This is a genomic window from Pantoea sp. CTOTU46764, assembly GCF_031974595.1.
GTDB lineage: Bacteria > Pseudomonadota > Gammaproteobacteria > Enterobacterales > Enterobacteriaceae > Pantoea > Pantoea trifolii.
In genome coordinates this window covers 56165-68764 of sequence record NZ_DALYOQ010000006.1, presented here as the reverse complement: position 1 = coordinate 68764, position 12600 = coordinate 56165, and the positions used below count along the sequence as shown (strand labels likewise).

Annotated in this window: 12 protein-coding genes and 1 pseudogene; 4 read left to right on the top strand and 9 right to left on the bottom strand. The window is 54.0% G+C overall.

The features are described from left to right. Positions 1-66: 66 nt before the first annotated feature. Positions 67-1317, bottom strand: coding sequence for a conjugal transfer protein TraF (gene traF, locus RTM06_RS04060; RefSeq protein WP_312180107.1), 1251 nt, complete (start codon positions 1315-1317; stop codon positions 67-69). 451 nt (positions 1318-1768) lie between these two features. Between traF and zur the strand changes: the two genes are divergently transcribed. Beyond that, the gene (gene zur, locus RTM06_RS04055; RefSeq protein WP_265300643.1) at positions 1769-2287 is read left to right on the top strand and encodes a zinc uptake transcriptional repressor Zur; all 519 of its coding nucleotides are present in this window, start codon (positions 1769-1771) and stop codon (positions 2285-2287) included. A gap of 74 nt (positions 2288-2361) precedes the next feature. Here zur and RTM06_RS04050 read toward each other — a convergent pair whose 3' ends face one another. The 4 genes from RTM06_RS04050 to RTM06_RS04035 all read right to left on the bottom strand — a co-directional run bounded on the left by RTM06_RS04050 (position 2362) and on the right by RTM06_RS04035 (position 5286). Further along, positions 2362-2574, bottom strand: a complete 213-nt coding sequence (locus RTM06_RS04050; RefSeq protein WP_008109944.1) for a CsbD family protein — start codon at positions 2572-2574, stop codon at positions 2362-2364. 164 nt (positions 2575-2738) lie between these two features. After that, positions 2739-4061 (bottom strand): MATE family efflux transporter DinF, encoded by a 1323-nt coding sequence (gene dinF, locus RTM06_RS04045; protein ID WP_312180104.1) that lies wholly within the window; start codon positions 4059-4061, stop codon positions 2739-2741. Positions 4062-4197: 136 nt separating this feature from the next. After that, positions 4198-4812: a transcriptional repressor LexA gene (gene lexA, locus RTM06_RS04040; RefSeq protein WP_256698146.1), complete on the bottom strand. Its 615-nt coding sequence runs from the start codon at positions 4810-4812 to the stop codon at positions 4198-4200. A gap of 105 nt (positions 4813-4917) precedes the next feature. Then, positions 4918-5286: a diacylglycerol kinase gene (locus tag RTM06_RS04035; protein ID WP_154182481.1), complete on the bottom strand. Its 369-nt coding sequence runs from the start codon at positions 5284-5286 to the stop codon at positions 4918-4920. A gap of 127 nt (positions 5287-5413) precedes the next feature. On the opposite strand from RTM06_RS04035, the gene plsB reads away from it, so the two are divergent. After that, positions 5414-7837 carry a glycerol-3-phosphate 1-O-acyltransferase PlsB gene (plsB, locus tag RTM06_RS04030; protein ID WP_312180164.1) on the top strand — a complete coding sequence of 808 codons (2424 nt, stop codon included), beginning with the start codon at positions 5414-5416 and terminating at the stop codon, positions 7835-7837. Positions 7838-8307: 470 nt separating this feature from the next. Here the strand turns inward: plsB and ubiA are convergent, their stop codons facing one another. From ubiA to RTM06_RS04010, 4 genes are all read right to left on the bottom strand, one after another. Beyond that, entirely contained in the window at positions 8308-9192 is an 885-nt protein-coding gene (ubiA, locus tag RTM06_RS04025) for a 4-hydroxybenzoate octaprenyltransferase (RefSeq protein ID WP_008109936.1), read from the bottom strand. Positions 9193-9198: 6 nt separating this feature from the next. Beyond that, positions 9199-9717: a chorismate lyase gene (gene ubiC / locus RTM06_RS04020; RefSeq protein ID WP_312180099.1), complete on the bottom strand. Its 519-nt coding sequence runs from the start codon at positions 9715-9717 to the stop codon at positions 9199-9201. 82 nt (positions 9718-9799) lie between these two features. Continuing rightward, a complete protein-coding gene (gene psiE, locus RTM06_RS04015) occupies positions 9800-10210 on the bottom strand; it encodes a phosphate-starvation-inducible protein PsiE (protein ID WP_008109934.1) in 411 nt (136 codons plus the stop codon). A 68-nt stretch (positions 10211-10278) separates the two neighbouring features. Next, the gene (locus tag RTM06_RS04010; RefSeq protein WP_312180097.1) at positions 10279-10977 is read right to left on the bottom strand and encodes a UTRA domain-containing protein; all 699 of its coding nucleotides are present in this window, start codon (positions 10975-10977) and stop codon (positions 10279-10281) included. Between the two features lie 224 nt (positions 10978-11201). On the opposite strand from RTM06_RS04010, the gene RTM06_RS04005 reads away from it, so the two are divergent. Together RTM06_RS04005 and RTM06_RS04000 are read left to right on the top strand one after the other, a co-directional pair. Continuing rightward, a complete protein-coding gene (locus tag RTM06_RS04005) occupies positions 11202-12263 on the top strand; it encodes an ABC transporter substrate-binding protein (RefSeq protein ID WP_008109931.1) in 1062 nt (353 codons plus the stop codon). 10 nt (positions 12264-12273) lie between these two features. After that, positions 12274-12600: pseudogene (locus RTM06_RS04000) on the top strand (alkaline phosphatase family protein); the annotation flags it as partial.

The following is a 12600-nucleotide window of genomic DNA, read 5'->3' as shown; positions in this document are numbered from 1 at the left end:
ATGAGAAACTGCGCAATCATACCACAGCAAAACGGGCGGCACAGCCGCCCGTTATCAGACAGGGAATTAGAAGTTAAATCCGAGCTGCAGCATCGCACCCACGGTGTTGTCTTTACCCACAGAACCGGCCAGATCGAGATGAACGGTATTGTTGAACGGTGACACACCTAAACCGGCGGTGAACACGTCAGTATCGTTCGACTTCAGATCGGCACGATAACCGGCACGCAGCGCCAGCCAATCCAGCACACGATACTCCGCACCTACGCCAGCATATTGGCTGCTGTCTTCCGATTTAAAGCGCTTAGTTTCAGTCAGATCAACATCACCGGCCAACGTGAACGGCCCGCTATTCCAGGAAAGCCCGGTCGTAACCAGTGGACGAATTTGGTAAGTATCGCGGTAGCCGTTCACCTCTTTGGTGTCGATATCGCGCGAGATCAGGTTTTGCCCAGTCACACCTAAGGTCCAGTTCTCACCGAAATCCGTTGCAACGCCAGCATCCACGTTAAAACCGGTATCGCTGCTGCGATAGCGGCTGCTGTTAATGTCGCTCTTGTCGTAGTTGTAGATACTCGCGGTGTAGTTATACAGCCAGGTTTTCTGTAGCTTTGGCGTCACGCCGACAGAAACTGGATGGCCAGCAATCGAGAACTCATGCGCAACTGACACACCATAATCGGTGATCAAAGCCGCCAGCCCATTGGCGCTGGAGCGCAAGTTATCTTCAGCGCCCGGCGTCAGAGGAATAGTGCCATCTGAAATGCCGCGAAGGTAAGTGATATCGCTGTCTGCCACATTGGCACGTACCAATGCGGTACCGTACGCTTTAGTTATAAAGGCAAAAGGTAGGGTTTCATTTGGAACAGTGACGGCTAGTGCTACACCTGCGGTAGCATGGGCTTTATTACCACGTAACTGACTGAGCTGGTTAGCCATATCACCCGCAGCAGCTTTCACCTCTGGATAGCCATTTAAATAATCTTCGAGAGAAAAGTCCCGAAGCTCATCCTGATAACGATCAACGGTATCGGTAATGTCGTCGACGCGATCAATCAATTTGTCTTTATCGGTAACCTGTGCACCGGCTGATGGAAGAATGATGCTAACGTTGTCTTCAGGCTGCGCCTTGGTCATCAATGCTGGGTTAGCCAGCACTGCGGAACTCCAGGTGGAAGAGGCTACGCCGGTACCGCCCATCGCATCGTTACGCGCGTCATACCATGTACCTGCTGCCAGAGCTGAGGAAGAAAGAAATACTGCATTCAAACCAACAAGATAAGCTACTTTTTTGTGCCTGAATAATGTCTTCGCCATGAGCCTGCCATCACCTTTGAAATGTCGCTGAATCACTCACCGACTGAAAGTTTAGTTAGCCGCCATTCTGAACCCTGGCTAACGCTTCATTGCTGTGAATTAAAAGGAAATAGCACTGCTATTCGCAGAATTGGATGCGTAAACACCATTCTGCTGTGTTTATATGCAGAAAAATTAACAGTGAATAAATTGATACCAGAAATTACTTAAGACCTTTTGAACCTTATACGCTAACCCGGTGAGTTGCAAAGCAAAATCCTTGTAGCCGTTGCGCTGTCTGGCTGGACGGATTTTTCAGACATAATGGTTGCAACAATGTTGTTGGGTTAACAGGAAGGATAATCGATTGATTGGTGGGAGTTTTCTGCAGGAGTTTAAGGAAAATAAGCAATCACAGCAGCGTAAAAATTTGTGTGATAAAATAACATCACCTGCAACCCGGAGAATGCTTATGTCAAACCTCACGCCAGAACAACTTCTTACCCAGGCTGAATCACTTTGCCTTGATCGCGGCGTGCGCCTCACCACTCAGCGCGCCGAAGTACTGCGCTTGATGGCAGAGCAGAATGGTTCGATAAGCGCTTACGATTTGCTGGATCAGCTGCGTGTCAGTGAACCGCAAGCTAAACCGCCTACCATTTATCGCGCGCTGGATTTCCTGCTGGAACAGGGATTTATTCATCGCGTTGAGTCGAATAACAGTTATGTGGTTTGTCATCATTTTGATGAGCCGGCACATACTTCAGTGATGTTGGTGTGTGACGGTTGTGCGGCAGTGACTGAAAAACACGCTCATGGTGTGGAAAAGACCATTGCTGCGTTAGCGGATCAGGCGGGATTTTCTTTGCGTCATACCGTGATTGAGGCACATGGCCTGTGTGAGAGCTGCGCAGAAGTGGCGGCTTGCACGCATCATGAAAGCTGCGAGCATGATCATCAGGTTGAGGGAAAAAAACGGGTAAGAAAATAGAGAGGCACGTCCTTGTGCCGGGCCAATCACTACGCTAAATGATTGGCGGGTAGGAGCATCTTCCTCAGGGGCAATTACCAGCGGTAATCTTTATTGGTGCTTTCCCAGTCCTTAACTTCTTGTTCGGCCTGGTCTTTTGCATAACCGTAGCGTTCCTGGATTTTACCGACCAGCTGATCGCGTTTACCTTCGATCACCGTCATATCGTCATCGGTAAGCTTGCCCCACTTTTCTTTAAACTTACCTTTAAACTGCTTCCAGTTTCCGCTCGCTTCGTCTTTGTTCATAATAATCCTCCACTACATCCTGAGTGAGATAGATATATTGCCTGCTTAGCTGGCAATATACCCAGACAACGCGCTACTCATGTGCGCCGTATAAGGTAATTGTAGTAGCCGCTTCGCAGTTTGCAGAGAAATACAGATTAATCTGTAGTTTACGCTTCGCTTATTCAGGCGATGAACCAGCTATTGCGCAGCCAGTGACCGCGCCAAATCAGCCACAGCGTCAGTCCGCGTAACGCCAGGAACACCGTCACTGCCAGCCATAAACCGTGATTGCCGAGCCATGGCAATGTGAGCAGCGCTAGACCGTAGCCGATTGCCGCTATCACCATGCTGTTGCGCATCTCACGACCGCGCGTCGCGCCGATAAACATGCCATCCAGCAAATAACACCAGACGCCAATCAGCGGCAGAATCACTTGCCAAATCAGATAGCGATCGGCCATCTCGCGTAACGCTTCCAGTGACGTCAGCATCGCCACAATCTGCGGACCGGTGAACGCATAAATCAGCGCAAAGATTGCTGCAACGAAGCAAGCCTGACGACAAGCCGCATGCCAAATCAGCAACAGCCTACTGCGATCTTTGGCCCCAACCGCTTCACCCGAACAGGCTTCAACCGCATAGGCAAAACCATCCAGCGCGTATGCGGTAAAAGTGAGAAACATCAACAGCACCGCATTGACCGCCACCACATCCGGGCCAATCCGCGCGCCAAGGATGGTGAGTGACGCGAAGCAAATTTGCAGCATCAAAGAACGCAGCATGATGTCGCGATTGAGGCGGAATAGCCGCGCCGCATCGCCACGCCAACTGCTTTTAAGCAGAGTAAAATGGATACCGCGCATCTTCAGCACGCGCGCCACCATCCACAAACCCACGCCCAGCGTGACATATTCTGCCAGCGCGGTGGCCGCCGCCGCGCCAGCCACACCCCAATGCAGTTTGAGGACGAACAGCAGATCAAGCAGGATATTCACCAGATTGCCTATGATCAGCAGCACCATCGGCGCCCGCGCATACTGCACGCCTAGCAGCCAGCCAAGAATCACCAAATTGGCTAAGGTTGCGGGGGCACTCAGCCAGCGAATCTCAATAAATATTTGCGCCTGCTGCTGCACTTCCGGGCTGCCGCCCACTAAAGCTGCCGCCAGGCTGCTTACCGGCGTTCGCAGCACCATAAACAGCACGCCAAAAACCAGGGCAATCAGCAGCGGTTGCGTTAAGGCGCGCGCCAGCGCGGTTTTGTCATTGGCGCCAAATGCCTGAGAGGTCAATCCGGTGGTGCTCATACGCAGGAATAGCAGAAGCATAAAGATGAAGCTAGTCGCTGTTGTGCCCACGGCGACGCCACCGAGGTAAATCGGGCTATCGAGATGACCAATAACGGCGGTATCCACCACGCCCAGTAACGGGACGGTGATATTTGACAGGATCATCGGCAGCGCTAGCCGCCAAAGTGTTTTATCTGAAGAGGAAAACAGCTGCATCAGCCCATTCCGTTGTGTGCGGTAATCAGCGTAATGGCGCCAGCGTGAGCCGCAGAAAGAGTCACAGAGAAGTAAAACAGCAGACTGCGGTCAGCGCAAATTCGCACCGCCGCAGTTGGGGAGGATCAGAAACTGATCAGAGCCACTCGCCGTTGCGTACAATCCCGACAGCTAAACCTTCAATGGTTAGCGACTGCTCACGGGTATCAACGACAATCGGCTGGAAATCGGTGTTTTCCGGCAGCAGATGGACAATCGCGCCCTGCTTTTTCCAGCGTTTCACGGTGACTTCATCATCAATGCGCGCCACGACAACCTGGCCGTTACGCACTTCCTGCGTTTTATGCACGGCTAACAGATCGCCATCCATAATGCCGATATCTTTCATCGACATGCCGCTCACGCGCAGCAAAAAATCGGCGCTCGGTTTGAACAGATTCGCATCCACCTGATAGTGGGCTTCAATATGTTCCTGCGCCAGCAAGGGTTCACCGGCAGCGACGCGACCAATCAGCGGCAACCCTTCGCTTGGTTCTTCTTCCATTAGTAAACGAATCCCGCGCGATGCGCCGGAAACAATTTCAATTACGCCTTTACGCGCCAGCGCTTTCAGATGCTCTTCAGCAGCATTGGGCGAGCGAAAACCCAGTTGCGCAGCAATTTCCGCACGCGTTGGCGGCATGCCCGTCTGGTTAATATGGTCGCGAATCAGGTCATAGACCTGTTGCTGCCGTGCAGTTAACGCTTTCATCCCGCCCCCTGGTTGTTTATACAGTCGCTGTGAGTATATACAGGTATTCGCGAAATGAAAACCGTAACAGAGGGAAAAATCAGCGGTTTGATGAATCTGGAATCCCTATCTCAAATGCGTCCAGAGCAGCGCGATCCAGACGAACAGAGCCAGTAAGATAGTCAGCAATACGGCGGCCGATCCCATATCTTTGGCGCGGCCCGCGAGCGGATGTTGTTCCTGCCCGATGCGGTCGACCACCGCCTCGATAGCGCTATTAAGGATTTCAACGATGATAACCAGCACCACCGAGCCAATCATCAAGATGCGGGAGAGGGTATCTACATCCAGCCAGCACGCCACGAGAATGGCCACCAGCGCGGCAACGGCTTCCTGCCGAAATGCAGCTTCATGCTGCCATGCAGCACGCAGGCCCTGCCAGGAATAACCGGCTGCTTTCACTATTCTTACTAAACCGGTGACGTTATTTGCCATGTCTATGGAACCCTTGAACTATTTTGACGTCAATGTGTGGGCAGTTTGAGGCGGCAGAGCCACAGACCTTCGCTGCGCTTTCTGGTATGCTTGCCGCGCTTTGCTAACAAGAGGCTTAAAGTTGTCTATGTCAGGTTGGCGTAAACTCTATTACAAATTATTGAATTTACCACTCTCTATTTTGGTAAAAAGTAAGGTCATTCCGACCGATCCCGTTTCTGAACACGGGATCGATCCAACACGTCCGGTGATGTATGTTTTGCCTTATGATTCAAAGGCTGACCTGCTCACGCTGCGTGCTCAATGCCTGAAACATGATCTGCCCGATCCGCTGGCTCCGCTGGAGATCGATGGCACCCTGCTGCCGCGCCACGTGTTTATTCACGATGGCCCACGCGTGATTCCCTATTTCGTGGCCAATCCCGAGTCGGTAAAGTTGTTCCACGATTATCTGGATTTGCATCGCAGCAACCCGCAACTCGACGTGCAAATGCTGCCGGTCGCGGTGATGTTTGGTCGCGCGCCGGGACGTGAAACATCCGGTGAATCCACGCCGCATCTGCGCGTGCTGAATGGCGTGCAGAAGTTCTTCGCCATTTTGTGGCATGGCCGCGACAGCTTTGTCCGCTTCTCGCAAACCGTTTCGCTACGCCAGATGGCGACCGAACACGGTACCGATAAGTCGATTGCACAGAAGCTGGCTCGCGTAGCGCGCATTCACTTTGCTCGCCAGCGTCTGGCAGCGGTCGGCCCGCGTCTGCCTGCACGTCAGGATCTCTTCAACAAGCTTTTACAGTCCAAAGCGATTGAAAAAGCGGTAGAAGATGAAGCACGCAGCAAAAAGATTTCGCATGAGAAAGCCCAGCAGAACGCCATCGAAATGATGGAAGAAGTGGCGGCGAACTTCTCTTACGAAGCGATTAAGGTCACTGACCGCGTGATGGGCTGGCTGTGGAGCCGCCTGTATCAGGGCATCAACGTACACGGCGGTGAGCGCGTGCGTCAGCTGGCGCAGGATGGTCACGAGATTGTCTATGTGCCCTGCCACCGCAGCCACATGGATTATCTGCTGCTCTCCTACGTGCTTTATCATCAAGGCCTGGTGCCGCCGCACATTGCTGCGGGGATCAACCTAAACTTCTGGCCAGCCGGCCCGATTTTCCGTCGCCTGGGCGCGTTCTTTATTCGTCGTACCTTTAAGGGCAACAAACTCTATTCCACCGTTTTCCGTGAATATCTCGGCGAGCTGTTTAGCCGTGGTTACTCCGTTGAATATTTTGTGGAAGGCGGACGTTCGCGTACCGGCCGTTTGCTGGATCCGAAAACCGGCACCCTGTCGATGACGCTGCAGGCGATGCTGCGCGGCGGCAGTCGTCCTATCACCTTCGTGCCGATCTACATCGGTTACGAGCACGTGATGGAAGTGGGCACGTATGCCAAAGAGCTGCGTGGCGCGGCCAAAGAGAAAGAGAGCTTCCTGCAGATGGTGCGCGGCTTGCGTAAGCTGCGCAATCTTGGTCAGGGCTACGTTAACTTCGGCGAACCGCTGCCGTTGATGAACTACCTGAACAAAAACGTGCCGGAATGGCGTGATGCGATTGATCCTATCGAACCGCAACGCCCTGCGTGGATGACGCCTGCCGTGAATGACATTGCGGCGAAGCTGATGGTGCGCATTAACGAAGCCGGTGCGGCCAACGCCATGAACCTGTGCGTGACTGCGCTGCTGGCGTCACGTCAGCGTTCATTAACCCGCGAACAGCTGATTGAGCAGTTAGAGTGCTACACCCAACTGCTGCGCAACGTGCCGTATTCGCCAGAAGCCACGGTGCCCGATATGAGCGCCGAAGCGCTGCTCGATCACGCGATGGGCATGAACAAGTTCGAGACCGAGCAGGACAGCATTGGCGACATTATCATTCTGCCGCGCGAGCAGGCGGTGCTGATGACCTACTATCGCAACAACATTCATCACATGTTAGTGATGCCATCGTTGATTGCCGCCATCGTGCAGCAACATCGTGAAATCAGCGAAGCAGAGCTGCTGCGTCAGATGAGCCTGGTATATCCGATGCTAAAGAGCGAGTTGTTCTTACGCTGGGACAAGGCGGAGTTGCCTGCACTACTTAACGCACTCTGTGCAGAGATGGCGCGCCAGGGCCTGATCACCTTGCAGGATGGTCAACTAAGAATGACGCCGGCACGTCACCGTTCGCTGCAACTGCTGGCGGCGGGTATTCGTGAGACGCTTCAGCGCTTCGCGATTACCTTCGCTATCCTCAGCGCGAAACCGGCCATCAACCGTGGCACGCTGGAGAAAGAGAGCCGCACCCTGGCTCAACGCCTTTCTGTATTGCACGGTATCAACGCACCCGAGTTCTTTGATAAAGCGGTATTCACTGCATTGGTACTTACGCTGCGTGATGAGGGTTATATCAGTGACAAAGGCGATGCCGATGCAGAACGCAGCCATATGATGTGGCAGATGCTGGCGGAGCTGGTCACCAGCGATGTCCGTCTGACGATTGAGAGCGCGGTCACCCACGATTAGTAGGCGACATGAAAACACAAAGGCGCACTTCGGTGCGCCCTGCTAAGTCCTCGCTATTCTCCCACGATCCCTCCTGCCTGATGACTCATCTCGGTCGCCATGAAGGGCGACCCTACGAGACTTGTAGCGATGGCGAGTCAAAATTATGCCTTGATGGTGCAGCGCGGGTGTTGAGGCGACATCCCAACTCGCTGAACGAGAGAGGGATTCCAGGGCGAGCCGCATGGATGCGGCGAGAGGTGGCGCTGAGCAGGAGCGAATCGCCACCGGTCCGTCAGGAATTGTGAACGAGTGAAGGCACCGCGCAGCGGCGAGCTGGGCTGGCGCAAGGCCCGGGAGTGCAGAGGGCGTGGCCAGGCGCTCTCTGCTCGGTCGCCGCACGAAGGTGCTGCAACTGCCTCAGCGCAAAGCGAACGAAAGTCGCTCTGCGCTTAACTGAACAAAATTACGCTTCAGTGCACCTTTTTTGTTTATAACAAATCCGCGAACGGCACGGTGCTGAGCAGAATGCCGAGAAACAGCACCATGCCCACATAGTTGTTATTCAGAAACGCCTGGAAGCAGGGATCACGCTCGCGCTGGGCAATCAGCTTCTGCTGATGCACAAACAAGCCAGCTGCCAGTAACAGTGACCAGTAAAACGCGCCATTCAGATTGAGCATCATGCCCACCAATGCCATTAGGCCAAGCGTCGCCAGCTGCAATAAACCGATAATCAGTTTGTCATAACGACCAAACAGAATCGCCGTCGACTTCACACCAATCTTCAAATCGTCATCACGATCGACCATTGCGTACTGCGTGTCATAGGCCACCGTCCAGCAGATATTCGCCAGGAAAACCAGCCAGCAGACCAAAGGTAAGGACTCACTAACTGCCGCCCAACCCATGGGAATCGCCCAGCCAAATGCCGCGCCGAGCACCACCTGCGGCAGATGCGTATAGCGCTTCATAAACGGATAAACCCACGCCAGCGCCAGGCCGCCAAATGACAGCAAAATGGTCATGGTGTTCATGGTCAGCACCAGCATAAACGCCAGCAAGCCGAGACCGGCGAAAAGCAGTTTAGCCTCTTTCTCAGATACCGCGCCGCTGGCCAGCGGACGTGACGCCGTGCGCTTTACGTGACCATCGATTTTGCGGTCAGCGTAGTCATTGATGACGCAGCCTGCAGCACGCATCACGATCACGCCGAGCACAAACACTAACAGCACCGGCAGCGGTGGAATCGCCATGCCGGAGAGCCACAATGCCCACAGGGTTGGCCATAGCAGTAGCACGGTGCCGATGGGTTTATCAATACGCATCAGGCGGCAGTAAGCCTGCCATTTGGTCATGGGTAAGGTGTTTTGCACAGTGGTTTATCCTTGATCCAGCGCGCGATAGAGCGGCGACGCCGGTAAAAACAGTTCAGTTAACAGTAGCGGTTTGCCCGACAAGCGCAGGCGAGAACGGCGTCCCCATAACTCGCCAACCTGACCGGGATCGATAAAATCGCGGCTCAGGGTAGATGATGAGAACAGATAGCGACCGAGCGGACGCGTACCGAGCTGTTGCAGCATCTGCTCGGGGCCGTTCAGCGTACTTTCTGGCACCACGGTGCGGCCAATCAGCCAGGGTACGCCATCACCGCACAGCACAATTTCGCGCAGCCAGAAGCGCGGATCGGCGGGCAGAAATTCCGCCTCATCCGTTATTTCATCGGCGCCTATAAACGCTTCACGGATCACTTCTACGGTCACTTGCTGACAATGCTGCTCGAAGCGACGCGTCATGGAATCTTCTTCCATTAACCAGTCAAGTAACGGGGCAGAAAACTGCGGGGAAGAGGCTGGCAGCCAGTGCAGTGCGCGTAACTGGCGCAGCGCGTCATGCGACATCAGGACATCTCCGGAAAAAAAGTTGCCCTAGTTTAACGCAGAGGAGAATGCGTGGCACTGCTGGTTGTGCCACGCAATATTATTACTCGCGCTTCAGGCGGTTACTGTTGGCCAGCCACAGCGTCACCACCAGAATCAAAATCGCCGCTGAATAGTAGAGCGTATCAAACGGATTTTTATGGTCGACGATGATCAGGCGAATGATCGCCGTGATGCCGATATAGATAAAGTAGCGCAGCGGGAAGTGATAGCCCGACTGAAAGTACTTCACAATCAACGCGATAAATTCGAAGTAGAGGAAGTAGATAACGATGCCTTCAATCAGCAGATAGGAAGAGGTCTGCTCGCCAGTGCTAAACAGCACATTGGCCAGATGAATGGTTTCTTTACCGAGAAACACCACCAGAATAATGGCCAGGATGATCAGTCCAATGTTCAGCACCCACTGCAGTGCTAAGGAAATGTACTGCCCAACCCCTGTTTTTATTGTCATTTTTGCGCCTCACGCTCTCAATTACTTACTGGCGCTATCATGCTGTAGTGTGATCAAAATCACAATATTTATACTTCGACATCCACGCACAGCGCGTCGTAGCGCCAGAACTCGCAGTCGCAATCAATCACGCGCTTGTGCTGATCGCGGTTGATGCGGGTAATTAACAAGCCGGGCGTACCACTCGCCACGTTAAGCGCGGGTGCGGCGCGCGCCGGCAGCGGTCCCGGCAACATGGTAAAACGCGCACCGCCGTAGCGAATGCCATAGCGCTGGTCATAGAGATCGGTCAGCGAGCGCGTCAGGTCTTCATCCAGCAATCCCGGAAAAAAGGCGGGATTGAGGTAATGCTCGACATACAACACGGCGCGGCCGTCAATACGCCGCAGGCGGCGAATGCGGTAAACCTTATCGCCTTCCAGCAGTTGCAGATGGCGCGCGATCGCCAATTGTGCTGGTACTTCCCGCGCCTCCAGCACTTCAGTGCTGGCAATACGGCCTTGCTCAGCGGCCATGGCGTGAAAATGGCTGTGATGAGAGGGGTTGTAGACCAGCCGAGGCGGTGCGAGAAACCAGCCACGACGCAATTCACGATAGATAATGCCCTGCGCTTCCAGCCAACCCAGCGCCTCACGCAACGTAATGCGCGTGGTGGAATAGTGTTCGCTTAAGCTGCGTTCGGCGGGCAAACGACCGCTGGCAAATTCACCGCTTTCAATGCGTTCCCGCAGCCCTGCTGCAATCACATCCGCCGTTTTCGACATCATTTTTCAGCCTCATTTTGGGGCAAATCTGCACTATGACAGTTCGATGACTACAATGTGACAGAGAACAACCCACGCTTTAGCGCGCTGTAACCGCATGTGGATGGTCGCGCCACACCCCGTTTCACCACCATGGTCATAAAACCTTCATCTATTCGGGCTACATTGGCTCGGTTCTTGCTGGACTAGACCAAGAAGTCCCACAACATATACCGGGAGCAATCGAGATGAAAGCGTTTATCGCCTCTGTAGTAGCCAGTGCCGTACTGCTTGCGCTGCCTGCCGCGCAAGCCGCAGATAATGACCTCGCCGCGTTAGAAAAAGCCGCGCGCGCCGAAGGCCAGGTTAACAGCGTCGGCATGCCCGATAGCTGGGCCAACTGGAAAGATACCTGGAGTGACCTCAACAGCAAATATGGTCTGAAGCACAGCGACACCGACATGTCCTCTGCGCAGGAACTGGCAAAATTTGATGCAGAGAAAGAGAACGCCAGCGCCGATATCGGTGATGTGGGCGCGGCTTTCGGTCCGATTGCCGTGGCGAAAGGCGTGGCGCAACCCTATAAACCAACGCATTGGGATCAAATCCCAAGCTGGGCGAAAGATCAGGATGGCAACTGGATGCTGGCCTATACCGGCACCATCGCATTTCTGGTGGATAAGCAGCAGGTGAAAGATGTGCCGCATAGCTGGGCCGATCTGAAGAAAGGTAAGTATGTGGTCACTATCGGTGACGTCGGCACTGCGGCTCAGGCGGCCAACGGCGTGTTAGCAGCCAGCTACGCGTTGGGCGGTGACGAGAAGAATGTGAAACCGGCGTTGAGCTTCTTCGGCGATCTGGCGAAAGAAGGCCGCCTTGGCGTGACCGATCCGGTGATTGCCAACATCGAGAAAGGCGAGATTCAGGTGGCGGTGGTGTGGGACTTTAACGGTCTGAACTACCGCGATCAGATCGATAAAAACCGCTACGAAGTGGTGATTCCATCCGATGGTTCCGTGACGTCTGGCTACAGCACCATCATCAACAAATACGCCAAACATCCGAATGCCGCCAAGCTGGCGCGTGAATACATCTTGTCTGATGAAGGTCAGATCAACCTGGCGAAAGGTTATGCACGTCCGATTCGTGCCGAACACCTGAAACTGCCAGCCGACGTGCAGGCCAAGCTGCTACCGCAGTCTGAGTATAAAAATGCTCGTCCAATCAAGGACCAGGCCGCATGGGATAAAACCTCGAAAATGCTGCCGCGTCTGTGGCAAGAGAACGTCATCATCAATATGAAGCAGTAAGGAGCGAGGGATGAAAACGATCCTGGTGGTGTTGGATGGGCTGAGTAATCAGGTGGCGCAACACGCAATGGGCTATCTGTTTGCCGAATGCGCGCAGGGCAACGGCCAATATTACACGCTGACCTGCGAACTGCCTTCGCTGTCGCGCCCGCTGTACGAATGCATTCTCACCGGCATTCCACCGGTGCGCAGCGGCATAATTCATAACGGCGTCAGCCGCTTAAGTAATCAGCGCAGCATCTTCCATTACGCGCGTGCTGCCGGTCTCACCACTGCAGCGGCCGCCTATCACTGGGTGAGTGAGCTCTACAACCAATCCCCGTTCAACGCGGCGCGC

What these genes read in the sequence shown, in the direction of transcription:
- dinF (WP_312180104.1), bottom strand. Translation starts at nt 4,061, where the DNA reads ATGCAGCTGTTTTCCTCTTCAGATAAAACACTTTGGCGGCTAGCGCTG.
- RTM06_RS04010 (WP_312180097.1), bottom strand. Translation starts at nt 10,977, where the DNA reads ATGATGTCGAAAACGGCGGATGTGATTGCAGCAGGGCTGCGGGAACGC.
- RTM06_RS04005 (WP_008109931.1), top strand. Translation starts at nt 11,202, where the DNA reads ATGAAAGCGTTTATCGCCTCTGTAGTAGCCAGTGCCGTACTGCTTGCG.
- zur (WP_265300643.1), top strand. Translation starts at nt 1,769, where the DNA reads ATGTCAAACCTCACGCCAGAACAACTTCTTACCCAGGCTGAATCACTT.
- traF (WP_312180107.1), bottom strand. Translation starts at nt 1,317, where the DNA reads ATGGCGAAGACATTATTCAGGCACAAAAAAGTAGCTTATCTTGTTGGT.
- RTM06_RS04035 (WP_154182481.1), bottom strand. Translation starts at nt 5,286, where the DNA reads ATGGCAAATAACGTCACCGGTTTAGTAAGAATAGTGAAAGCAGCCGGT.
- psiE (WP_008109934.1), bottom strand. Translation starts at nt 10,210, where the DNA reads ATGACAATAAAAACAGGGGTTGGGCAGTACATTTCCTTAGCACTGCAG.
- ubiC (WP_312180099.1), bottom strand. Translation starts at nt 9,717, where the DNA reads ATGTCGCATGACGCGCTGCGCCAGTTACGCGCACTGCACTGGCTGCCA.
- lexA (WP_256698146.1), bottom strand. Translation starts at nt 4,812, where the DNA reads ATGAAAGCGTTAACTGCACGGCAGCAACAGGTCTATGACCTGATTCGC.
- plsB (WP_312180164.1), top strand. Translation starts at nt 5,414, where the DNA reads ATGTCAGGTTGGCGTAAACTCTATTACAAATTATTGAATTTACCACTC.
- RTM06_RS04050 (WP_008109944.1), bottom strand. Translation starts at nt 2,574, where the DNA reads ATGAACAAAGACGAAGCGAGCGGAAACTGGAAGCAGTTTAAAGGTAAG.